This window comes from Amycolatopsis sp. NPDC003865, from assembly GCF_053605345.1.
Map to the genome: position 1 here is coordinate 69,617 of NZ_JBSGJA010000033.1, position 20,500 is coordinate 90,116.

Genomic DNA, 20,500 nt, shown 5'->3' on the forward strand with positions numbered 1-20,500 from the left:
GCAGATCACGAAGGCCGCGATCAGGAACGGCACGATCACCAGGGCGAGCACCCGGGTGGCGGGCAGCACCCGATCGGCGGAGGCGTCCACGGAGGACTGTCGTGGCGTGGTCATCGGGCGTGCCAATCGCGGAACGCGTCGAGGACGCTGTCGCGGACATCGGCCGAAAGGGTCTCGGCCGGGAGCGAACCGAGCTCCGCGATCGTGGTGCGGAACTGGTCGAGGTAGGTTTCGCACCCTTCGCACAGCGCCAGGTGCTCGACGAACCGGGCTTCGGTGCCCGGATCCAGTGCTCCGTCGAGGAAGGCGGTGACGAGTTCGACGAACTCTTCGCACGTCATGCCGGTTTCCCCTCGGCACCCAGGTAGTCCGCGAGCCGCTCGCGGACCGCGGCGCGCGCCCGGTGCAGGAGCACCCGCTGGTTGGCCGCGGTGATCTCGAGCAGCGCGCAGACCTCGTCGGCGCTGTGGTCGGCGACGTCGCGGAGGCTGATGACGGCGCGCTGGCGGGCGGGCAGCTCGTCGAGCGCGCCGGCGATCACCTGCCGGATTTCCAGGGCCAGGGCGGTACTTTCCGGCGACGGCCACCTCGCGGGGAACTGGCGCCAGCCACCGGGGTAGTCCTCGCCGGGACCGCGGAACCGGGCCGGGTCGACGGTGGGGCCACGGTCGTCGCCGTCGGGCGCGAGGCTCGCCCAGGGGATGCTGCGGTGTTCGGCGGCGCCGCGTTTCTTGGCCGTGTTGACCAGGATCCGGTACACCCACGTCTTGAACGCCGCCCGGCCCTCGAACGCGTCGAGGCTCTTGACCACGGCCAGCCACGTGTCCTGGACGACTTCCTCGGCGGAGGCGTGGGTGGAGACGAACGAGCGGGCCAGGCGCAGCATCGGCGCCGACCACGCGTCGAGAACGGCGGCGAAGGTGCCGTCGTCCCCGCCGCGCAAGGCGGCGACGAGTTCGGTGTCCGGCGGAAGCGCGCTCACCAGCCGAATATAGCCGCGAAAACGGGCGAAACAGGTGACAGTCATCTTACGGCCGCCCGCTCCCGGGACCGCAGCAGAGACAGCGCCCCGGCGGGGAACAGCAGCACCGAAAGCAGGCCGGCGCACACGAGCGCGGCCGCGGTCACCGGGCTCATCAGCCCGGTGAGCACCCCGATCTGGGTGGCGGTGACCAGGAACGGCAGCGACGTCGCCTGCAGCAGACCGGCCGCGATCGCCTGCCTGGCCCCGAATTCCCGCGCGAACAGCAGCGCCGGGACGCCGCGCGCGAGCAGCAGCGCGGCCAGGAACAGCGGGACCCGGGCCAGCGCGGCCGCGTCGGCGAGCAGCCCGGCCAGGTCGAGCCGCAGGCCGCTGGTGACGAAGAAGACCGGCACCAGGAAGCCGTACCCGATGGCGTCGAGCTTCACCCGGAACCTCGGGTGCGACGCGGGGTCGCGGTCGAGCACGCCGACGACCGCGCCCGCGAGGAAGGCGCCGAGAATGCTTTCCAGGCCGAAAGTTTCGGCCAGCGCGACGAACGCGACCAGCAGCACCACGGCCGCGCGAACCCGGATTTCGGCCGTGGTGTCCTGCAGCCGCAGCAGCGCCGCGCCGAGCCGGCGCGACCGGCCGGCCCGCGAAACCACGAGAGCGGTCACGACGACCAGGCCCGCGAAGGCGACGAGCAGCACCAGCCGGGCGCCGGTGCTGCCGCCGGAGGCCGAGAACAGCAGCGAGACCAGGAGAACGGCGGCGAAGTCGGCCACCGAGGCGGCGGCGATGACCGCCTGTCCCAAGCCGCCCTCGGCCTGCCCGGCGTCCTTGAGCACCGGCACGACCAGGCCCAGCGAGGTGGCCGACAACGCCACCGCGACCAGCAGCGGGCTGTGCACCCACCCGGCGGCGGCGAAGCCCGCACCGGCCGCGAGCCCGAGGGCCAGCGTCACGGCGTAGCCCAGTAGCGCCACCCGCAGGGCCCGCCCGCGCAGCCGGTGGACGTCGATCTCCAGCCCGGCCAGGAAAAGCAGGAAGGCGAGCCCGAGCAGGGCGACGATCTGCACCGGCAGGTCCGGCTCGATCCAGCCGAGGCCGGACGGCCCCAGCGCGATCCCGGCCACGATCTCCAGTACCACGGCCGGCACGCGCAGCTTCGGCACGAGGCCGAGCAGCAGCGGCGCGGCGAGCGCGATCGCCGCCACCGCGAACAGGTTGACGAAGCCGACGCCGGGCATGGCTCAGCGGTATTCGGGGTTGGCGAAGTCGAAGCGGCAGCCGGCGTCCCACTCGCTGCGCTGGTTGCCGTGCGCCGGGATCCCGCCCGCGTCCTTCAGCATCCGGGCCAGGTGCAGCAGGTTCCACGTCATGAACGTGGTGTTGCGGTTGGTGAAGTCGTTCTCCGGGCCGCCGGAGCCGGGGTCCAGGTAGGACGGTCCGGGGCCCGCCTCGCCGATCCAGCCCGCGTCGGCCTGCGGCGGGATGGTGTAACCGAGGTGCTGCAGGCTGTAGAGGACGTTCATGGCGCAGTGCTTGACGCCGTCTTCGTTGCCGGTGATCAGGCAGCCGCCGACCCGGCCGTAGTAGGCGTACTGCCCGGCGTCGTTGAGCAGGTGCGAGCACGCGTAGAGCCGCTCGATGACCTGCTTGGTGACGGAACTGTTGTCCCCCAGCCAGATCGGCCCGGCGAGCACGAGGATGTCGGCCGCCATCACCTTTTCGTAGATGGCCGGCCAGGCGTCGGCGGCCCAGCCGTGCTCGGTCATGTCGGGCCAGACGCCGGTCGCGATGTCGTGGTCGATCGCCCGCAGCACCTCGACCCGGACGCCGTTCTTCTCCATGATCCCGCGGCTGACCTCGATCAGGCCGTCGGTGTTGCTGGGCTCGGGCGAGCGCTTGAGGGTGCCGTTGAGGAACAGGGCGGAAAGGTCGTCGTAGTTCGGCATGGTCGTCCCTTTCAGAGGAGTTCGGCGTCCTGCTCGACGCAGAGCAGAGTGGGTCCTTCGGCGGAGAAGAGCGCGGTCATGGCGTCGTCCAGCCGCTCGCGCGCGGTGACGCGGATGCCCGTGGCACCGCACAGTTCGGCGTACGCGGCCCAGTCCGGGTTGACCAGCGAGGTCTGCCACACCGGGTAGTCACCGGCGAGCTGCTCCTTGCTGATCTTGCCGAGCGCGTTGTTGTTCAGCAGCACGTGCTTCACCGGGATGCCGTACTTGACCGCCGTGGTCAGCTCGGTCGCGTACTGCCCGAACCCGCCGTCGCCGGTGACGGCCACGACCGGCCGGTCCGGCGCCGCCGCCCAGGCGCCCAGCGCCGCCGGGTAGCCGAAGCCGATCGAGCCGAGGTAACCCGACATCAGCACCGGCTGCCCCTTCGACTCCAGGTAGCGGCCCAGCGAGTACGCGTGGTTGCCGACGTCGACGGTCACCACGGCGTCTTCGGGCAGGTGGCGCGACAGCGCGTCGAAGACCGCCGCGGCCGACACGCCGCGGCCGCGGTCGTCGGCGACCCGGCGGGCCTTCTCCGCCCGCCAGATCGCCCAGCGGGCGGCGACGTCGGCGCGCTGGTCCTCGGCCTTCGCCTCCCCCAGCTCGGCCACGAGCGCGGCGAGGGCGAGCCGGGCGTCGCCGAGCAGCGACGCCGTGACCGCGTCGAACCGGCCGATCGCGCCCGGGTCGTCGTCGACCTGCAGGATCGGCTTGTAGGCGGCGATGCCGGTGTGGTTGCTGAACGACGCGCCGACCGCGACGATCAGGTCGGCCTCGTTCATCAGCCAGCTGGCCACCGGCGTCCCGCTGCGGCCCAGCACGCCCGCCCCGAGCGGGTGGGTGTCGGGCACCAGTCCCTTCGCCTTGAACGTGGTGAGCACGGGCGCGCCGAGGCGTTCGGCCAGCGCGGTGACCTCGGCCGCGGCGCCGCGGGCGCCGTGGCCCACGACGAACACCGGCCGGCGGGCATCGCGCACGAGCGCGGCGGCCGCGGTCACGGCGGCGGCGTCCGGGCGCCCGGCCCGGCCCGCGCGCCGGCCGTCCGGTGTGGACGCCGGTGCGGCACTCGGCAGCACCTGGACCTCGTCGGGCAGCACCAGGTGCGCCACGCCCCGCCGGTCGACGGCGTGCTTGACCGCGAGCGCCGCGAGCTCGGCGTGGTCGCTTCCACTGTGGACGGTGGTGGTGGACACGGCGACGTCGCGGAACACCGCGGACAGGTCGACGTCCTGGAACGCGCCGCGGCCGAGCACCTTCGAGGGCACCTGCCCGGAGATCGCGAGCACCGGCGCGCCGTCGAGCTTGGCGTCGTAGAGGCCGGTGAGCAGGTTCGTCGAGCCCGGGCCGGCGATCGCGAAGCACGCCGCGGGCCGGCCGGTGAGCTTGCCGTACGCGCTCGCCGCGAACGCCGCCGCGCCCTCGTGCCGGATCCCGAAGTACGTCAGGTCGCCACGGGCCTCGGCGCGGCGCAGGGCCTCGGCGAACCCGAGGTTCGAATGCCCGACCATGCCGAACACGTGCCGCACGCCCCAGGCGACGAGCGTCTCGACCAGCACGTCGGCGACGGTCCTGGCCGGGGCCGCCGGTTCCGGCAGGCTGACGAACACGCCGTCGGCGCGCTCCTCGACCGGGTAGGTGGCGACGGCGTCGCCGAACCCACCGGGTGACTCGCCGGTGACCGGGTCGTAGTCGTAGCCGTGCCACGGGCAGCGCAGCCAGCCCTTCTCGATCGAGCCTTCGCCGAGCGGGCCGCCCTGGTGCGGGCAGCGGTTTTCCAGTGCGCCGAGCCGGGCGCCGCAGCGGGACAACGCGACGCTGCGGCCGTCCACGGTGACGCTGCGGACCCGGCCGTCCGCGGGCACGTCGGCGGGGTCCACCCGATGCCAGTCCGCCATGTAACGCCTCCAGGGTTCCGGGACACTGCGGTGACGGCAGGCTCAGTGCCCGGAACCCTCCCGGGCGTTACACGAGGAGTTCGGATGGATTGGGAACCGACGAGGCGGTCACTGCACGGCGTGGCCGAACTGCTGCTCGCGGGCCCGCAGCACCGCGCGACCGGGCGCATCGACCTGGCCGTGACCGACGGCGGTTTCGCGACGGCCGCCGAACCGGCGGTGCGCCTCGACGGGGACGAGCTCGTGGCCGGCACCACCCGCGTCCGGCTGGCCGGGCGCACCTACGCCGAAGCGGCGGCGGAGGCGGGGCTCGAGGCGGGCGAACCCGCGGGCGTCTACTCCGGCGGTCCCGGCGTCCGGCCGGACGAAACGATCGTCTTCGCCGCCGACGCGCTGAAGCCGCTTCTCCAGGCCTTCGCCGACGGCGACCGCGCGCTGCGCGACTTCGCGCCGGGCTCGGTGCCGATCCTGTGGCCGGAGCACTTCGACGTCGCGATCGCCCTCGACGAGGTGAACTACGGCGTCTCCCCCGGCGACGGCCACCTCGGCGAGCCCTACGCCTACGTCGGCCCGTTCACGCCGCGGCACGGCGAGTTCTGGAACGCCCCCTTCGGCGCGGCGCGCCCGGTGGCCGGCCTCGGCGGTGCCGCCGCGATCGCGGCCTTCTTCGCCGAGGGCCGCGCCCTCACCGCGCAGGGGCGCGCAAACCGTCCAGGATGAGCGCGAGCATCGATCCCGAGCGGTCCTCCGGCCCCGACGCCGCCCGCCAGAGCGCACCCGTGAGCTGCAGGAAGTCGCGGGGGTCGGCGTCGGCGCGGATGGTGCCGTCGGCCTGGCCCGCCTCGAGCAGCCGGGTGATGGCGGCGATGACCGGGCCGTAGGTCTCCTCGGTGATCGCCTGGTGCGCGCCGGAGCCGAGCGCGTCGCCGAGGCCGTGCTTCTGCCGCATCGCGGCCACCAGGTCGACCGTCCACCGCCGCAGCGCCTCCAGCGGGGGGTGCCGCGCGAGCAGCTGCTCGACCGAGTCGACGAGCCGGTCGACTTCGTGCCGGTAGATGGCCAGCACGAGCGCTTCGCGCGTCGGGAAGTTGCGGTACAGCGTGCCGGGCCCGACGCCGGCGAGCTGCGCGACCCGGTTCATCGAGACGTCACCCCCTTCGGTGAACGCCTCGCGCGCGACCTGCAGGATCCGGGCCCGGTTTTCCCGGGCGTCCGAGCGGACCATGAGCCTCCCTTGCTATCCGGAGAGGTCTCCACTACCGTAGGTGGAGACCTCTCCGGAACCATAGGCGAGGACGGGTCGCCACACCAACCCCCACTCCGACTCTGTGAGGCTTTTCCATGGCTGAAGTACTGGTCACCGGCGGCTCCGGGTACATCGGCAGCTGGTGCGTGCTCGCGCTGCTGGCCGACGGGCACACGGTCCGCACCACCGTGCGCGACCTGGCGAAGGAGCCCGCCCTGCGGGCGATGCTGCGCACCGGCGGAGCGCCCGCGGACGCGAAAGTAACGGTCCTGCAGGCGGATCTGCAGCAGGACGCCGGCTGGCGCGAGGCCGTCGAAGGGTGCGACTACGTGCTGCACGTCGCCTCGCCGACGCTCACCAGCGTGCCCGCGAACGACGACGAGATGGTCGTGCCCGCCCGCGACGGCGTCCTGCGCGTGCTGCGGGCCGCGCGCGAGGCCGGGGTGAAGCGGGTCGTGCTCACCTCGGCCTTCGGCGCGATCGGCATGGGGCACCCGGAGAAGTCCCGGGTGTTCACCGAAGCCGACTGGACCGACGTGGCCGCCGGCGTCCCGCCCTACCAGAAGTCCAAGACCCTGGCCGAAAAAGCGGCGTGGCGGTTCGTCGCCGAGCACGGCGGCCCCGAGCTCGCCGTCGTGAACCCGGTGGGCGTGCTCGGGCCGGTGCTGGGCCCCGACTACTCGCCGTCGCTGGGACTCCTGCGGCGGATGCTGGACGGGCAGCTGCCGGCGCTGCCGAAGTTCGGCATGGGATACGTGGACGTGCGCGACGTCGCGGACCTGCACGTGCGCGCGATGACCGACCCGGCCGCGGCGGGCGAGCGGTTCCTGGCGATCGCCGGGCACAGCCTGTGGGTGCGCGAGATCGCGGCGATCCTGCGCGACCGGCTCGGCGACCGCGCGGCGAAGGTGCCCACGCGCGAACTGCCGGTCTGGACCGCGCGCGTCCTCGAGCGCTTCAGCCCCGGGCTGCGCGTCCTCGGCCCCCAGCTGGGCCGCAACTACGACGCCACCGCGGAAAAGGCCCGGCGGCTGCTGGGCTGGTCACCGCGGCCGATCGCCGACACGATCGTCGAGACCGCGGAAGGCCTGCTGGCGCTGAGGGACGTGGCCGCCTGAGTCAGCCGGCCTCGTACAGCTCGGCGTCCAGGATCGTCCGCCGGGGCACCGGGTGACCGCGGTGCATCTTGACCAGCAGGTCGACGGCGCCCACGGCGAGGCGGTGGGTGTCCTGCACGACGGTGGCCCGCAGCGGGCTGCTCCCGCTGTCGATCAACGCCCTGGCTTCGACGACGCCGTCGATGCCGACCACGACCGTCTCGCGGGTGGCCGCCGACGGAGCGGCCAGGAGGGCGTCGACCGCGCCCAGCGCCATCTCGTCGTTGGTGCAGAAGATCGCGTCGAGCCGTGCTCCCTCCGGCAGCTGCCGGAGGTGGGCGCGGACGGCGTTGCAGGCGCGCGAACGCACGAAGTCGCAGCGGTCTTCGACGGTGACGTCGAGTTCGGGGAGCGCGGCGCGCAGGGCCTTCACGCAGCGCTGCTGCCGGGCTTCGTGCTCCCGGCCGGCGACGATCAGCACGTGCGGCCGGCTCTTCCCGCGCAGGCGGTGGGCGAGCCAGGTTCCGGCCAGCTCCCCGAGTTCGCCGCTGTCATAACCGAAATATGCGGTGTTGGCGGGGTAGTCGGACTCACGGGCGAAGGGCTCGAGATCGGAAAAGACGACCGGCAGGCGGACGTCCTGGCAGAAGGTCGCCAGGTCGTCACGGAGGCGGAGCACTTCGCCGGCGACGATGATCCCCCCGACGTAGGCGTTCTTCCGGCTGAGGACGCGGCGCAGCTGATGCGCCTGCGTGCACTTTGTGGACGAGGTCCGCCACGTAGTACTTTTGGATGAAGGCCGAGGTCACCAGGAAGGCCGCGGCGGAGCGCGTGAGGGTGCGCCGCAGCACCACCCAGAAGGTCCCGCCGACGACCGCGGACACCGCGGCGGACCAGAGCACCGTGGCACCGGCGGAGATCCCGGCCTGCAGCGCCTTGGTGAGCACGGCCAGGATGACACCGCTCAGCACGGACGTCGTCACCGCGAACAACGCCGGCGTGCGGTCGCGATCCAGCCGGGCCATGTCGGCTCCCCCTCCGTCGACGGCGCTGTCCCGGAGGGCGATGATACGGCGGAAAGGCGGCTATCCGGTCGCCACGGCACCCGGCCTTCGTCGTCGAAGAGGTCGGCGGGAGCGGGTGTTCCGCTTCGCCCGCTCCGGGCCGCGCCGCTACCGGCTCACGGGACGAGGGCCGAGGCGGCGCACAGCGCGGCCCAGGTCGTGGCGAACGCGGCGACCTTCCTGCGGGCGGACCGGTCGGGCAGGCTGGTGCCGAAGACGACCGCGTCGGCGGCGTCGGCGGCCACGCGGGCGGCGAGTGCGACCTGCAACGGTTTGCCGGCCGGGGCGAACACCATCGCGAGGCCGATCGCCGTGTCGCGGGCTCCGATGCCCGCGGTCAGGGTCCGCACCGCGGCGGTCACCCCGCCCGCCGGCGTCGTCAGCCCGCACGGTTTGGCCAGCACGCGCGGTGCGGCGATGATCGTGACGCTGTAGGCGGCGGTCACCGCTCCGAGAACGCGGGTCAACGCGGGCATCGGCCACTCCTTCGGTCCGTGAAGTCTCCGCTTACCCGGTCGGATCGCTGCCAAACCGATGCGGGTCCGGCTCCGAATGCCGGGGAAACGGGAGCAGGAGGGGTGCGAGTGCCGACGTGGACGAGCCGGGTGCTCGACGCCGCCGCCGTGGTGCTGCCCGGCATCGGCCGGGTCCGGGCGCAGAAGGAGCCGTTCGCGCGGGCTTGGGAGGAGGCGGGCCGGGCCGCGCTCGCCTCGGACCGCCCCTTGTGGGTGGCGCTCGGCGACTCGATGACGCAGGGCATCGGCGCCGGCACCGTCGCGGGCGGCTGGGTCCCCCAGCTGAACGCCCGGCTGGGTGCGCCGTTCGCGGTGCTGAACCTGTCCGCCTCCGGGGCCCGCGTCGGGGACGTCCTCGAAGACCAGCTCCCGCGGCTGCCGTCACGGGCGGCCCTGGTGACGGTTCTCGTGGGCGCCAACGACATGCTGACCCGCGCTCGCCGCCGCGGCGTCGCGGAGCGGTTCGCCCGGCTGCTCGACCGGCTCCCGCCGGGCCGGTCGGTGGTGGCGACGCTGCCGAGGCGCAACGCGGCCGCGCGAGAGGTCAACGCCCTGATCGACGCCGCGGCGGCGGCCGGGCGGGTGCGGGTGGCGGACCTGCGCGGCCCGGCACTGGGCCCGATCCGCGGCACCCTGGCCGACGACTGGTTCCACCCGAACGAGGTCGGTTACGCGCGCCTCGCGGGGTTGTTCGAGGCACCGGTCCGCGCGGCGGCACCGCACGACTGCCGGGACTGACGCCGCCGGGCCGAAGACCGGCCGGCTTTCCCGCGGTGCAACGGAGATCCCGCCGCTGCGGATCATCGGTCACCGACCGCCGAGGCCGCGGCGGACGACGCCGACGGCCGGCTGGACCAGGCCGGCCGCGACCGCCCAGCGCCGCCACGCCCGGGCCGGCGCGGACTCCCCCGCCGGCGCCGTCCGGGCGGTGGCCCGGCCGATCCCGGACGGCAGCCGGGTTCCGCGGCTGCGCGTTCCTGGAGGCCGCGGCGGAGTACCCCGGCCCCGCGCACCCGGTGCACCGGCAGTGGTTCCTCGAGGTCGGCACCGAGCTGCGGGAGCGGACGGGCGAGCCGGCCGCCGGGCCCGCGGCGCGGCACTTCGTCCTGCCGCGCGACGGCGCCACGGCTGCGGGCTGCCTCACCGATCCGGCCCCGGTCCGCGAAACGGTCCTCCGCGGCGTGGAGGGGATTCTGACTCATCGGCCCACGCCCCGCGGGTGAGCTGCGCCTTCCGGCGCAGGAGCGCGGCCCGGCCGCGACGGACGGCCCGCAGCCGCAGCACCGCCGCCGCACCCAGCACGAGCACCACGGTCAGCAGCTCGGGATCGAGCCGGTGCCGCAGCGTCGTGATGACCACCGCGCCCGCCGTGAACAGCAGCCACGCCGCCACCCCGAGCCAGCCGGCGACGACCCGGTCGCGGGCGAACAGCGGGGCCCGGCGCGTCACCGCCCAGGTGCCGAACACCGCCCAGGCCAGCCCGATCGCGACGAGGACGGCGAAGGCGATCTTCGTCCGCGGCGGCAGGCCCGGCTCGGTCGCCCACAGCAGCCCGGCGAGGCCGCTGCCGAGGAGCCCGGCCAGGGCCACCGTCACGTAGCCCACCCGCCGCCGCAGCGACAACGGCGTCTCGAGCCGCTTGATCAGCTCTTCCGGGGTCATGCCTCGTACTCCTTCCGGGCCAGTTCCTCGCGCAGCAGCCGCCGGGCCCGGTTGAGCCGCGACTTCACCGTGCCGACCGGCACGTCGCAGATCTGGGCGCACGCCTCCAGCGAGAGGTCTTCGAGGTAGAACAGCAGGAGCACTTCGCGTTCCCGGACCGGCAGCGCGCCCAGGGCCTCGCCGAGCACCTCCCGGTCGACGATCGCGTCGCTCTCGTCCGGGCCGGCCGGCTCCTCGGCGGGCTCGGGGCCGGACCGGGCGTAGCTGTCGCGCAGCCGGTTCGTCACCGCCCGGCGGGCGATGGTGAACAGCCACGGCGCGAACCGCTCGGGCCGGCGCAGTTTCGGCAGCCCGTGGAACACGGCCAGCCACACTTCCTGGACGACGTCGTCGTCCGGGCCGGCGAGCATCCGCCGGACGTACCGGTCGACCGCCCCGTGCCAGCCGCGCACCAGCTCGGGGAACGCGTCGCGCTCGCCGAGCCGGCACCGGACGATCAGCAGCTCATCGCTCATCTGCCCTCCTTCCCCCGTTCAGTCGGAGCAGGAGGGCGGAAGGTTCACCGCGGCCACGGCCCGACCCGATGTGCGCAACAGTCCAACCGCACGGCTTTACTGTTGGTTGAACTTTTGCCGGGCGGCCGATAAGCTGCCCAGCACGCTGGGAGCGCTCCCATGGATCACCACGCTCATCCCGAGAATGGAGGCCCATTCATGCGTAGGCACAGCAGCTCCAGGTCCGGCACCCGCCGGCGGAGCGTCCTCACCCTGATCGTCGGCACCCTCGCCGGACTCCTCGTGTGGGTTCCGGCGGCGTCCGCGCACGGCACCATCGTCGGTCCCGCCACCCGCGCCTACCAGTGCTGGTCGGACTGGGGCAGCCAGCACACGAACCCGGCCATGCAGCAGCAGGACCCCATGTGCTGGCAGGCTTTCCAGGCCAACGCCGACACCATGTGGAACTGGATGAGCGCGCTGCGGGACGGGCTCAAGGGCAACTTCCAGGGCGCGACCCCGGACGGCCAGCTCTGCAGCAACGCCCTCGCCCGCAACAACTCCCTGAACACCCCCGGACCGTGGCGGACCACCAGCCTGGGCAGCAGCTTCACGATGCACCTGTACGACCAGGCCAGCCACGGCGCCGACTACCTGCGGGTGTACATCAGCAAGAACGGGTTCGACCCCACCACCCAGCGCCTCGGCTGGGGCAACCTCGACTTCATCACCCAGACCGGCAAGTACGCCCCGGCCAAGGACATCACGTTCACTGTCCAGACGTCCGGCTCGTACCGCGGCCACCACGTCGTGTTCACGATCTGGCAGGCTTCGCACCAGGACCAGACCTACATGTGGTGCAGTGACGTGAACTTCGGCTGACGACGCCGGGTCCGGCGCTCCGCCTAGGGGCGCCGGACCGCCAGTCCGCTCACCAGCAGCCGCACGAGGTGGCGCGCGTCGTAGCCTTTCGCGCTGCCCGCGCACAGGCTTCCCACCCCGCGCATCAGTTCGTAGGCGTCCTGGCCCGGGGTGATCTCCCCCGCCTCCGCCGCCGCCTCCAGCAACGCGGTGCACACCGGGCCGAGACGCTCCAGGAAGTACGCGTGCAGCGGGTCGTAGCACGCTTCGTCCGACTGCAGCACCGAGGCGAGCCCCTGCTTGGTGATGACGAAGTCGACGAACCGGTCGATCCACTTCGTCAGTGCCTCGTGCGGTCCCGGTTCGCTCGCCAGCAACGCCGGGCCGGCTTCGGCCAGGGACTCCACCTGCAGCCGGTACACCGCGAGGATCAGGTCCGCCCGCGTCGGGTAGTGGCGGTAGATGGTCGCCGTGCCGACGCCGGCCCGTGCGGCGATCTCCCGGATCGGCGCTTCGACGCCGGACGTCACGAACACCGCGGCCGCGGCCTCGAGGACGCTCGAGGCGTTGCGCCGCGCGTCCGCGCGCCGCGGAGCCGCCGCACGGGAATCCGTCACACCGGCATGCTAACCGGGACGTCGAGCAGCATCCCGGCGAGCTCGCCCGGCGCGGTGATCATGCAGTCGTGCCCGGTGGCCAGCTCCCGCACGTCCGCGGGCTCGCCGTTCGGCTGCACCGCGGGCACCGGGCGGCGGTCGAAGCCCGCCGGTTTCACCGTGCAGTGGATGTGCGTGCGCGGGATCGCGGCGAGCGCGGGGTGGTCCATGGCGACCGGCTCTTCGAGGCACCGGATCGACTGGTCGGACAGCATGGTGCGCACCCACGCGACGTCGCCGGGATCGGTGACGCCGAACAACCCGAACGGCGCGGGCAGCTCGGGCAGGGGCGGCACCCGCCAGCCCGTCCCGAGCATGCCGCGCGTGACGGGCATGACGTCGAGCGCGGTCTCCCCGTCGGTGGGCACCATCGCGTCGAGGTAGACCAGCCGCGCGATGCGCTCGGGCACCTGGTTGGCCACCGCGGAGATGACCAGGCCCGCGTAGCTGTGCCCGACCAGGACGACGTCCCGCAGGTCCTCCTCGACCAGCAGCCGCACGACGTCGGCGGTGTGCGTGCCGAGCCCAACGTCCGGGCTCAGCAGGTGCGCGGTCTCGCCGTAGCCGGTCAGCGTCGGGGTGAAGACCCGCCGTCCGCTCGCCGCCAGCCGCGGCACCACCCGCGCCCAGCACTGCCCGGTGTGCCAGGCGCCGTGGACCAGTACGTACGTCACCGTCATGTCAGCTCGCCTCTCGAAGTGGGACACTGTACCGGTTACGATACGGGACATTGTCCCACTTCGACCACGCGGGTTTCTGGCACGCTGACGGGGAGTATCCGGACCCGAGGGAGCGCGCGTGGCAGCCGAAGAACCCGCCGAGGTCGACGCGTTCGACTCCGTCCTCGACGCGATCGGCGGCACCCCGCTGATCCGGCTCGCCCGGATCGCGCCGCCGGGCGGGCCGCGCGTGTACGTCAAAGCCGAGTTCCTCAACCCCGGCGGCAGCGTCAAGGACCGGGCCGCGCTGGCGATGGTGCTCGACGCGGAACGCTCGGGCGCACTGGTCCCCGGCGGCCTCATCGTCGAAGGCACCTCGGGCAACACCGGCATCGGGCTGGCGATCGTGGCCGCCCAGCTCGGGTACCGGCTGACCGTCGTGGTGCCCGACAAGACCAGCCGGGAGAAGATCGCGATCCTGCGCGCGTACGGCGCCGAGGTGGTGACCACGCCCGGGACGGTGCCGCGCGAGGACCCGGCGCACGTCCGGCAGCTCGCCCGCCGGATCGCCGCCGAGCGGGGTGGGTGGCTCGCCGACCAGTACGACAACCCGGCCAATCCGGCCGCCCACCGCGAGACGACCGGGCCCGAGATCTGGCGCCAGACCGGTGGCCGGCTCACCCACTTCGTCGCCGGGGTCGGCACCGGCGGGACGATCAGCGGCGCCGGCGCGTACCTGAAGGAGGTCAGCGGCGGCCGGGTGCGGGTGATCGGCGCGGATCCCGAGCACTCGGTCTACTCCGGCGGTGACGGCAGCCCGTACCTGGTCGAGAGCATCGGGCACTACCGGCACCCGGACACCGCCGAGGACCTGTGGCCGCGCTCGTACCGGCACGACGTCGTCGACGACGTCGTGCCGGTCGGCGACCGCGAGTCGATCCTGGTCACCCGGCGGCTGGCGCGGGAAGAGGGGCTGCTGCTCGGCGCTTCGGCCGGGACCGCCGTGGCCGTGGCGTTGCGGGTCGCCGCCGGGCTGTCCCCCGACGACCTGGTCGTGGTCGTGGTCCCGGACTCCGGCCGGTCGTACCTGTCGAAGTACTACGACGACGGGTGGCTGGACCGCCTCGGCGTTCCGGTCGACCACGCGGGCGAGACGACCGTCGCCGACGTCGTCGGCCCCCTGCCGGCGCCGGCGCCCGGGCTGCGCGAAACGGCGACGGCAGGCGAGGCGCTCGCTTCGGCCGGAGGGCACGAACTGCGGCCGGTGGGACTCAGGGCGTCCGCCGAACCGCTGTCGGTCGCCGAGGTGACGGGGGCGCTCGACGTCGGCGAGCTGCGCCGGGCGCTCGAAGCGGGCGTCGTCGGGCCCGCCGACCCGATCACCGAGTACGTCGGCGAGCCGCTGCCCGCCATCGGTCTGGGCGAGCCCCGGGCCGCCGCCGCGGATCGCCTCGGCGCGGGGGAAGCCGCTTGGCTGCTGTCGGACGGGCGGGTCGTCGGAGCCGTCCACAAAGGACAGCTCGACCCGCGGCCGGACGGGGGTGGGACCGGCTCGTGACCGGCCCCACCCGGGCCGGCGGCCACCGGCGTCGCGGCGTGCCCGGGACGGGGAACCGGAGTGTGCGGCTCGCTCCCTGTTCCGGGCACGCAGGACGACGTGCCGGTGCCACGCCGGATTCCGCGCCAGGGCCGGCTTCCGCACACACAACGGGCGGCCGCGGCGCGGGGACTCAGTTGTCCTGGCTGGTGCCACCGTCGGCGATGGCCCCGGACGCGCAGTTCTCCGGGTTCTCGCCGCTCGCCTCGTTCTCGCCCGGCGACAGGATCGGCACGCCGATGCCGTTGAGGGAGTTCTGGACCGGGACCTGGACGCCCAGGACGTTGATGTTGTTGTCGCAGACGCCCGGGGTCACGTTGAGGTTGTGCAGCGCGTCGGTGTTGCTCAGGTTCAGCAGGCCGAGCTGGCTGCTGTGGTCGTGACCGTGGTGGCCGTGGTGGTCGGGCGTACCGGCGGCGGCGACACCGCCGGCCAGGAACGCGCCCGCCGCCGTGGCGGCCACGACGACACCGAGCTTCTTCAGCATGGGATCTCCTCGAGTAGACGTGCGAAACGACCGGGACCGCGACGAGGTGTGCCTGCCGTCCCGGGTGAGGGAAACGTACTGAAGAATGGCGAGCGGTTCCGCGCGGTGCCACCATCGTGTGCGCACCGGAAGCCGCTGACCGGGGGCCGGGTGCCCCGATGGGTTGATTCCGCGGCGTTCCCGCGGAAACCGGTTCGCACAGTTGTTCAGAACATAACCACCCGGAAAACGACGGCGAAAAACGACGGCCGGGTGTAACAAAGGATCGCCGCGCGCGGACTTCGGTGACATGAATCCCTGCTCGACGTGCGGACGCGAACTCGGCCCGCAGGCCCGGTTCTGCGGGTCGTGCGGCACGCCCGCCGGCGGAGCTTTCCCGGAGCCCGAACCGCTGAGCGCCCCTTCGCCGCGCGCGCCACGGTCGCGGCAGACCACGAACCTCGTGGTGGCCGCGGTGGCCGTCGTGGCGACCGCCGGGGTGACGACCTTCGCCCTGACCCGCGGCCCCGACCCGGCGCCGCCGGACGCCACGGCCGCGGCCACCGTCGTGCCGGCCGTCACCACCACCGCGCAGCCGCTGACACAGCCGGAAACCGTGCCGATGAGCACGGTCGCGCCCCTGGTCACCGAAGCGGACCTCCGCCGCCAGGTCACCGGCGACAGCGCGGTCGCCGAAAGCATCGTCGGGCAGTGGGTTCCGCAGCTGTCGTCGAAGAGCCTCGGTCTCGTGGTCGGCGGCGTGACCTACGACTACCCGGCGATCATGGCCGACTTCCGGCGCCTGCACGACCGGTTTCCCGACGCCATCATGGTCAATTCCGGCGATTTCCGGAACTTTTCGCGCCGGGAATTCTGGGTCACCCTGGAACCGGCGGTCTTCCCGACCGCCGACGCGGCCAACACGTGGTGCGACGAGCAGAGCTTCGCCCGCGAAGACTGTCACGCCAGCCGGCTCACGCACACCGGTGGGCCGGCCGGCAATTCCAAGCCGCGGTGACCTAGCCGAACAGTTTCGCCACCATTTCGGCGATCTTGCCGACGGGCTCGGTGAGCGTGCCGATCAGCGTGGTGACCGTTTTCCAGCGGGAGCTGACGACCGCGCCCCGCGGGGCGTCGCTGCGCAGTTCCGCCTCGATCCTGGCGAGCGCGTCGCGCACCTCTTCCCGGTCGGGCTCGGGAGCCGCCGCGGCGATCGCCTCCCGCGACCGCGCGAGGGCCGCCACGAGCTCCGGTACCGACGCGGCCGCCGCGGAGTCGTTGTGGACCGTCGCGCCTTGGCCGACGGCGCTGTGGGAGATGCTCGCGTCCCGGAAGTCGTACCGGTCACCCATGGCTCTGCTTTCCCTTCGCCGGGCCGTTGTTGTTGGTCACCTTGCTCTTCGTGCCGACGGCCGAGTCGACGAACGTGCTGCCGCGCATGTCGTAGCTGTTGACGACCGGGTCGGCCAGTTTCATGAAGTCGACCACCGAGTAGCCGCGCTCCTGCAGGTACTGCCCGACCGCGCGGAACAGGGTCGCGTCCAGGATCCGCACGTACCGTTCGACGTCGACGTCCTGGAAGTAGCTCTGCACCCGGTCGGCCTGGGCCAGCTCGCGCAGGCTGCGGTCGGCGCCGTACTTGGCCGGGACGGCTTCGCCGACGTCCTGGCGCAGCGGCGTGAACGGCCGGAACACCGCGGTCGCGCGGCGGAACACCGTCGCCGGCAGGAGCCACAGGTCCAGGAAGGCGTGGCCGAGCGTGCGGGCCGCCGAGTGGTGGCGGTCGATCGCGCGGAACTCCGGGGCGATGGGCAGCAGCGCGAGGAACTGCCACTCCAGGTACAGCATCCGCTGGTCGGTTCCGACGTGCAGGTAGCACGACGTCGCGAGGTCGCGGTCCCAGGATTCGACGCGGTAGCAGCGGTAGTAGCGCGCCCACTCCACCGCGCTGTCGGCCAGGGCGCGGGCCCGCTCGACGGGCAGCCGGCGGGCCGGCGGGCGCTCGAGGCTGCCGAGCACTTCGGGGACGGCGTGGTGGTCGACGACGAGCCGGTCGGCGGGGACGAGGACCTGCTCGCGGTGGGTCAGGTTTTCGAGGCGGCGGCCGGGTCCGAGCGACGAGGTCTCCTTGAGCAGCTCGATCGCCGCGCCGACGTGCTGCTGCAGTTCGGTCACGCTGATGGGCCGCGGCTCGACGTCGTCCTCCTCCGAGGAGTCGAGCGGCAGGGTGATGACCTGCCGGTGCACCGGGATCCCGGCCCCGACGAACGGGGAGAACCCGCGGTGCACGACGACATCGGCACCGTCCTCGTGACCGGCTTCTTCGGCCGCGACCACGCGCTGCAGCGGCAGGTGGAAGGCGTCGAGCCCCAGGCCGCGCAACCGCCGTTCCCAGTCCGAGGCGCTGCGGCGCCCGTCGGCGACGAACGTGCCGCGGCGGAACCGCCGCAGGACGAGGAACCGCACGGTCAGCCGGTCGGCGAGCAGGACCCCGGCGATGAGCAGCGCGAGCAGGATCGTCAGCAGGACGACGCGGAGCGCGTCGCTCGCCGCGGAAGAGTATTCGAGGCTTCCGGACGACAGTGCGTCGCTGACGGTGCCGACGGCTTGGAGTCCCATGACGAGCGCGGCGACGACCAGGAGGCCGGCCGCCGCGATGAAGTCGCCGATCCCGCGCGCCCGCAACCGGCCCGGAACGAGCGCCAGCACGACGGCGGCGAAGGTCCAGAAGGTCAGCGCGGCCGGATCGACGAACAGGAAAACCAGGAGGAGAACGAGAAGCACGCCGTCCCGGATGCGCCGCCGCGTCCGCGCGGCAACGGCTTCCCGCAGCACGGCCGCGCTGTCGACGCCGGGCGTGGGCGGAATGGCGCGCAGCGGCTCGACGAGGAATTCCCGCATGGCGGCGTCGGCGTAGTCTTCACTGAGCTGGGCGGCGGCGCAGAGGTAGCGCGTGGTGTTGTCGCGGCGGACGAGGGAAGCGCCGCACTGCTGGCAGAACCCGTCCCCGGGCAGGTTGACAGCGCGGCACCGCCAGCAGCTCTGGTTCCGCCCCGCACCGACATCGACCGCCATGGCGCTCCTCCTGACCGACTATTCCGGCCAGGAGTCGCTCGGAGCACGGGGGCTTGTTACAGATTCCGGACTGCCGGAGGAGCTGTTCCCGAAATCTGTTTGTTCCGTTCGCACCGCAAAAGATCGAAAACCGGAAACCGCCATCGGAGGTCGGCTTTCGACCACCTCGGCCCGCTGTCGGCTTCTTCCCGTGCGCAGTCGTCGCGCGGCACCCGGCGCTGTCCCGGCTCTAGGCCGTCCGGTGGTGGTCCAGTCCACCACCGTTGACACGGCCGAGAACGCGGCCCTACCCTTCCCCCATCCCGACCGCTTCCCCGCGTCACCCTTCTCTCCCGGAAATACAACGTTGTAAAAATCCGCCCGGGTCACCGACCTGCGGCTCGAGAGTGAGGTTCCCCGTGCCCGCCGGTCGAAGTCTGCTCGTCACCCTCCTGCTCGTCCTCGGCACCGCGCTCGGCCTGCCCGCCCCCGCGCAGGCCGCCGGCTCGCTGCCGTGCGACATCTACGGTTCCGCCGGCACCGCCTGCGTCGCCGCGCACAGCACCACCCGGGCCCTCTACGCGGCCTACGGCGGCGCGCTCTACCGCGTGCAGCGCGCCTCCGACCGGGCCGAAACCGACATCGGGTTGCTCGCCGTGGGCGGGTACGCCAACGCCGCCGCGCAGGACTCCTTCTGCGCCGGGACTTCCTGCACCATCACCGTCATCTACGACCAGTCGCCGCGCCACAACGACCTCACCGTCGAAGGCCCGGGCACCGCCGGCGGGCAGGACGTCGCCGCCATCGCCTCCGCCCTGCCGGTCACCGCCGGTGGCCACAAGGTCTACGGCGTCTACATCTCCCCCGGCACCGGCTACCGGCACTACGTCGGCGCCGGCGTCGCGCAGAACGGCCGGCCCGAAGGCATGTACATGGTCGCCAGTGGCACGCACGTCAACGGCGGCTGCTGCTTCGACTACGGCAACGTCGAGGCCCAGATCGCCGACACCGGCAACGGCCACATGGACGCCGTCAACCTCGGCACGACCTGCTACTTCCCGCCCTGCACGGGCATCGGCCCGTGGGTCGCGGGCGACCTCGAGAACGGCCTGTTCCAGGGCAACCGCTCCAACACCGCCAACCGCGGCAACGCGACGCCGTTCGTCACCGCGCTGCTGAAGAACAACGGCCAGACCACCTTCGCGCTCAAGGGCGGCAACTCCCAGAGCGGCGGCCTCACCACTTGGTACAACGGCGCCCTGCCCTCGGGCGGGTACACGCCGATGCACCAGGAGGGCTCGATCGTGCTCGGCACCGGCGGCGACAACAGCAACGCCTCCATCGGCTCGTTCTTCGAAGGCGTGATGACCGCGGGCTACCCGACCGACGCCGCGGACGACGCCGTCCAGTCCAATGTGGTCTCCGTCGGCTACGCGGGCAGCACCGGCACCCCACCCTACGCCGCACCAGTTTCCGGGCCCGGCGGCAAGTGCCTCGACGTCAACGGCGACGACACCGGCGGCAACGGCACCGCCGTGCAGCTGTGGGACTGCCAGCCGAACGCGGCCGACCAGCACTGGGCGCACAACGCGGACTCGTCACTGTCCACTGTGGGCCGTTGCCTCGACGTCAACGGCAACGGCACGGCCAACGGCACCCAGGTCGAACTGTGGGACTGCAACGGCGTCGGCGGCCAGAAGTGGGTGCAGCAGGCCGACGGCTCGCTGCGCAACCCGCAGTCCGGCCGCTGCCTCGACTCCCCCGACGGCGCCACCGCCAACGGCACCCGGCTGCGGATCTGGGACTGCACCGGCTCCGCGGCGCAGAAGTTCTCCGTCACCGGCGGCGGCCCGGTCACCGGTCCCGGCGGCAAGTGCGTCGACGTGGCCGGCGACGACCACGGCGTGAACGGGACCGCCGTGCAGCTGTGGGACTGCCAGTCCTTCGCCGTCGACCAGCACTGGTTCCACCTCTCCGGCGGCGCGCTGCGCACCCTGGGCCGCTGCCTCGACATCAACGGCAACGCGACGGCCAACGGCACCCAGGTCGAACTCTGGGACTGCAACGGTGTCGGCGGCCAGGTGTGGACGCAGCAGGCCGACGGCTCGCTGCGCAACCCGCAGTCCGGCCGCTGCCTCGACTCCCCCGACGGCGCCACCGCCAACGGCACCCGGCTGCGGATCTGGGACTGCAACGGCTCGGCCGCCCAGCGGTTCGCCCTGCTCTGACCCGGCGACGAGGCGGGCCGCCGCGGCGGCCCGCCTTATCGC

23 protein-coding genes are annotated in these 20,500 nt (G+C 72.9%); 7 read left to right on the forward strand and 16 right to left on the reverse strand.

Annotated features, from left to right (window positions below; translation table 11 throughout):
* Positions 1-110: 110 nt before the first annotated feature.
* From ACWEVP_RS45985 to ACWEVP_RS46005, 5 genes are read right to left on the reverse strand one after another with little or no spacing between them, the layout of a single operon-like run.
* A complete protein-coding gene (locus ACWEVP_RS45985) occupies positions 111-341 on the reverse strand; it encodes an anti-sigma factor family protein (protein ID WP_364449927.1) in 231 nt (76 codons plus the stop codon).
* Entirely contained in the window at positions 338-982 is a 645-nt protein-coding gene (locus ACWEVP_RS45990) for an RNA polymerase sigma factor (protein WP_452068921.1), read from the reverse strand. Before ACWEVP_RS45990 ends, ACWEVP_RS45985 begins: the two co-directional genes overlap by 4 nt.
* A gap of 41 nt (positions 983-1,023) precedes the next feature.
* The gene (locus ACWEVP_RS45995; RefSeq protein WP_452068922.1) at positions 1,024-2,214 is read right to left on the reverse strand and encodes a cation:proton antiporter; all 1,191 of its coding nucleotides are present in this window, start codon (positions 2,212-2,214) and stop codon (positions 1,024-1,026) included.
* 3 nt (positions 2,215-2,217) lie between these two features.
* Positions 2,218-2,922 carry a flavodoxin family protein gene (locus ACWEVP_RS46000; RefSeq protein ID WP_452068923.1) on the reverse strand — a complete coding sequence of 235 codons (705 nt, stop codon included), beginning with the start codon at positions 2,920-2,922 and terminating at the stop codon, positions 2,218-2,220.
* Between the two features lie 11 nt (positions 2,923-2,933).
* On the reverse strand, positions 2,934-4,859 hold the full coding sequence (locus ACWEVP_RS46005; RefSeq protein ID WP_452068924.1) for a thiamine pyrophosphate-binding protein: 1,926 nt from the start codon (positions 4,857-4,859) through the stop codon (positions 2,934-2,936).
* A gap of 84 nt (positions 4,860-4,943) precedes the next feature.
* On the opposite strand from ACWEVP_RS46005, the gene ACWEVP_RS46010 reads away from it, so the two are divergent.
* Positions 4,944-5,579, forward strand: coding sequence for a hypothetical protein (locus tag ACWEVP_RS46010; protein ID WP_452068925.1), 636 nt, complete (start codon positions 4,944-4,946; stop codon positions 5,577-5,579).
* On the opposite strand, the gene ACWEVP_RS46015 is transcribed toward ACWEVP_RS46010, so the two are convergent.
* Positions 5,545-6,084, reverse strand: coding sequence for a TetR/AcrR family transcriptional regulator (locus ACWEVP_RS46015; RefSeq protein WP_452068926.1), 540 nt, complete (start codon positions 6,082-6,084; stop codon positions 5,545-5,547). The two genes, ACWEVP_RS46010 and ACWEVP_RS46015, sit on opposite strands and share 35 nt — an antisense overlap.
* 116 nt (positions 6,085-6,200) lie before the next feature.
* On the opposite strand from ACWEVP_RS46015, the gene ACWEVP_RS46020 reads away from it, so the two are divergent.
* A complete protein-coding gene (locus tag ACWEVP_RS46020) occupies positions 6,201-7,223 on the forward strand; it encodes an SDR family oxidoreductase (protein WP_452068927.1) in 1,023 nt (340 codons plus the stop codon).
* 1 nt (position 7,224) lies between these two features.
* Here the strand turns inward: ACWEVP_RS46020 and ACWEVP_RS46025 are convergent, their stop codons facing one another.
* The 3 genes from ACWEVP_RS46025 to ACWEVP_RS46035 all read right to left on the reverse strand — a co-directional run bounded on the left by ACWEVP_RS46025 (position 7,225) and on the right by ACWEVP_RS46035 (position 8,742).
* Positions 7,225-7,881 carry a sugar ABC transporter substrate-binding protein gene (locus ACWEVP_RS46025; protein WP_452068928.1) on the reverse strand — a complete coding sequence of 219 codons (657 nt, stop codon included), beginning with the start codon at positions 7,879-7,881 and terminating at the stop codon, positions 7,225-7,227.
* Positions 7,865-8,227: a hypothetical protein gene (locus ACWEVP_RS46030; protein WP_452068929.1), complete on the reverse strand. Its 363-nt coding sequence runs from the start codon at positions 8,225-8,227 to the stop codon at positions 7,865-7,867. The genes ACWEVP_RS46025 and ACWEVP_RS46030 overlap by 17 nt, the downstream gene beginning before the upstream one ends.
* A 155-nt stretch (positions 8,228-8,382) precedes the next feature.
* Positions 8,383-8,742, reverse strand: a complete 360-nt coding sequence (locus ACWEVP_RS46035; protein ID WP_452068930.1) for a hypothetical protein — start codon at positions 8,740-8,742, stop codon at positions 8,383-8,385.
* 102 nt (positions 8,743-8,844) lie between these two features.
* Between ACWEVP_RS46035 and ACWEVP_RS46040 the strand changes: the two genes are divergently transcribed.
* Positions 8,845-9,519 (forward strand): SGNH/GDSL hydrolase family protein, encoded by a 675-nt coding sequence (locus ACWEVP_RS46040; RefSeq protein ID WP_452068931.1) that lies wholly within the window; start codon positions 8,845-8,847, stop codon positions 9,517-9,519.
* A gap of 402 nt (positions 9,520-9,921) precedes the next feature.
* Here ACWEVP_RS46040 and ACWEVP_RS46045 read toward each other — a convergent pair whose 3' ends face one another.
* Both ACWEVP_RS46045 and ACWEVP_RS46050 read right to left on the reverse strand, forming a co-directional pair.
* Complete coding sequence (locus ACWEVP_RS46045) at positions 9,922-10,443, reverse strand: hypothetical protein (protein WP_452068932.1); 522 nt, start codon at positions 10,441-10,443, stop codon at positions 9,922-9,924.
* The gene (locus tag ACWEVP_RS46050; RefSeq protein ID WP_452068933.1) at positions 10,440-10,958 is read right to left on the reverse strand and encodes an RNA polymerase sigma factor; all 519 of its coding nucleotides are present in this window, start codon (positions 10,956-10,958) and stop codon (positions 10,440-10,442) included. The genes ACWEVP_RS46045 and ACWEVP_RS46050 overlap by 4 nt, the downstream gene beginning before the upstream one ends.
* Positions 10,959-11,156: 198 nt before the next feature.
* Between ACWEVP_RS46050 and ACWEVP_RS46055 the strand changes: the two genes are divergently transcribed.
* Positions 11,157-11,819: a lytic polysaccharide monooxygenase auxiliary activity family 9 protein gene (locus ACWEVP_RS46055; RefSeq protein WP_452068934.1), complete on the forward strand. Its 663-nt coding sequence runs from the start codon at positions 11,157-11,159 to the stop codon at positions 11,817-11,819.
* Between the two features lie 23 nt (positions 11,820-11,842).
* Here ACWEVP_RS46055 and ACWEVP_RS46060 read toward each other — a convergent pair whose 3' ends face one another.
* Both ACWEVP_RS46060 and ACWEVP_RS46065 read right to left on the reverse strand, forming a co-directional pair.
* Positions 11,843-12,415: a TetR/AcrR family transcriptional regulator gene (locus tag ACWEVP_RS46060; protein WP_452068935.1), complete on the reverse strand. Its 573-nt coding sequence runs from the start codon at positions 12,413-12,415 to the stop codon at positions 11,843-11,845.
* Positions 12,412-13,134 carry an alpha/beta fold hydrolase gene (locus tag ACWEVP_RS46065; RefSeq protein WP_452068936.1) on the reverse strand — a complete coding sequence of 241 codons (723 nt, stop codon included), beginning with the start codon at positions 13,132-13,134 and terminating at the stop codon, positions 12,412-12,414. Before ACWEVP_RS46065 ends, ACWEVP_RS46060 begins: the two co-directional genes overlap by 4 nt.
* A 118-nt stretch (positions 13,135-13,252) precedes the next feature.
* On the opposite strand from ACWEVP_RS46065, the gene ACWEVP_RS46070 reads away from it, so the two are divergent.
* Positions 13,253-14,671, forward strand: coding sequence for a PLP-dependent cysteine synthase family protein (locus ACWEVP_RS46070; RefSeq protein WP_452068937.1), 1,419 nt, complete (start codon positions 13,253-13,255; stop codon positions 14,669-14,671).
* 172 nt (positions 14,672-14,843) lie between these two features.
* Here ACWEVP_RS46070 and ACWEVP_RS46075 read toward each other — a convergent pair whose 3' ends face one another.
* A complete protein-coding gene (locus ACWEVP_RS46075) occupies positions 14,844-15,197 on the reverse strand; it encodes a hypothetical protein (protein WP_452068938.1) in 354 nt (117 codons plus the stop codon).
* 454 nt (positions 15,198-15,651) lie between these two features.
* Between ACWEVP_RS46075 and ACWEVP_RS46080 the strand changes: the two genes are divergently transcribed.
* Positions 15,652-16,194 carry a zinc ribbon domain-containing protein gene (locus tag ACWEVP_RS46080; protein WP_452068939.1) on the forward strand — a complete coding sequence of 181 codons (543 nt, stop codon included), beginning with the start codon at positions 15,652-15,654 and terminating at the stop codon, positions 16,192-16,194.
* Between the two features lies 1 nt (position 16,195).
* Here ACWEVP_RS46080 and ACWEVP_RS46085 read toward each other — a convergent pair whose 3' ends face one another.
* Entirely contained in the window at positions 16,196-16,528 is a 333-nt protein-coding gene (locus ACWEVP_RS46085; protein ID WP_452068940.1) for a hypothetical protein, read from the reverse strand.
* On the reverse strand, positions 16,521-18,251 hold the full coding sequence (locus ACWEVP_RS46090; protein WP_452068941.1) for a hypothetical protein: 1,731 nt from the start codon (positions 18,249-18,251) through the stop codon (positions 16,521-16,523). Before ACWEVP_RS46090 ends, ACWEVP_RS46085 begins: the two co-directional genes overlap by 8 nt.
* A gap of 398 nt (positions 18,252-18,649) precedes the next feature.
* Between ACWEVP_RS46090 and ACWEVP_RS46095 the strand changes: the two genes are divergently transcribed.
* The gene (locus tag ACWEVP_RS46095; protein WP_452068942.1) at positions 18,650-20,458 is read left to right on the forward strand and encodes an arabinofuranosidase catalytic domain-containing protein; all 1,809 of its coding nucleotides are present in this window, start codon (positions 18,650-18,652) and stop codon (positions 20,456-20,458) included.
* Positions 20,459-20,500 lie beyond the last annotated feature (42 nt).

What these genes read in the sequence shown, in the direction of transcription:
- ACWEVP_RS45985 (WP_364449927.1), bottom strand. Translation starts at nt 341, where the DNA reads ATGACGTGCGAAGAGTTCGTCGAACTCGTCACCGCCTTCCTCGACGGA.
- ACWEVP_RS45995 (WP_452068922.1), bottom strand. Translation starts at nt 2,214, where the DNA reads ATGCCCGGCGTCGGCTTCGTCAACCTGTTCGCGGTGGCGGCGATCGCG.
- ACWEVP_RS46000 (WP_452068923.1), bottom strand. Translation starts at nt 2,922, where the DNA reads ATGCCGAACTACGACGACCTTTCCGCCCTGTTCCTCAACGGCACCCTC.
- ACWEVP_RS46005 (WP_452068924.1), bottom strand. Translation starts at nt 4,859, where the DNA reads ATGGCGGACTGGCATCGGGTGGACCCCGCCGACGTGCCCGCGGACGGC.
- ACWEVP_RS46010 (WP_452068925.1), top strand. Translation starts at nt 4,944, where the DNA reads ATGGATTGGGAACCGACGAGGCGGTCACTGCACGGCGTGGCCGAACTG.
- ACWEVP_RS46015 (WP_452068926.1), bottom strand. Translation starts at nt 6,084, where the DNA reads ATGGTCCGCTCGGACGCCCGGGAAAACCGGGCCCGGATCCTGCAGGTC.
- ACWEVP_RS46020 (WP_452068927.1), top strand. Translation starts at nt 6,201, where the DNA reads ATGGCTGAAGTACTGGTCACCGGCGGCTCCGGGTACATCGGCAGCTGG.
- ACWEVP_RS46030 (WP_452068929.1), bottom strand. Translation starts at nt 8,227, where the DNA reads ATGGCCCGGCTGGATCGCGACCGCACGCCGGCGTTGTTCGCGGTGACG.
- ACWEVP_RS46035 (WP_452068930.1), bottom strand. Translation starts at nt 8,742, where the DNA reads ATGCCCGCGTTGACCCGCGTTCTCGGAGCGGTGACCGCCGCCTACAGC.
- ACWEVP_RS46045 (WP_452068932.1), bottom strand. Translation starts at nt 10,443, where the DNA reads ATGACCCCGGAAGAGCTGATCAAGCGGCTCGAGACGCCGTTGTCGCTG.
- ACWEVP_RS46050 (WP_452068933.1), bottom strand. Translation starts at nt 10,958, where the DNA reads ATGAGCGATGAGCTGCTGATCGTCCGGTGCCGGCTCGGCGAGCGCGAC.
- ACWEVP_RS46055 (WP_452068934.1), top strand. Translation starts at nt 11,157, where the DNA reads ATGCGTAGGCACAGCAGCTCCAGGTCCGGCACCCGCCGGCGGAGCGTC.
- ACWEVP_RS46065 (WP_452068936.1), bottom strand. Translation starts at nt 13,134, where the DNA reads ATGACGGTGACGTACGTACTGGTCCACGGCGCCTGGCACACCGGGCAG.
- ACWEVP_RS46075 (WP_452068938.1), bottom strand. Translation starts at nt 15,197, where the DNA reads ATGCTGAAGAAGCTCGGTGTCGTCGTGGCCGCCACGGCGGCGGGCGCG.
- ACWEVP_RS46085 (WP_452068940.1), bottom strand. Translation starts at nt 16,528, where the DNA reads ATGGGTGACCGGTACGACTTCCGGGACGCGAGCATCTCCCACAGCGCC.
- ACWEVP_RS46090 (WP_452068941.1), bottom strand. Translation starts at nt 18,251, where the DNA reads ATGGCGGTCGATGTCGGTGCGGGGCGGAACCAGAGCTGCTGGCGGTGC.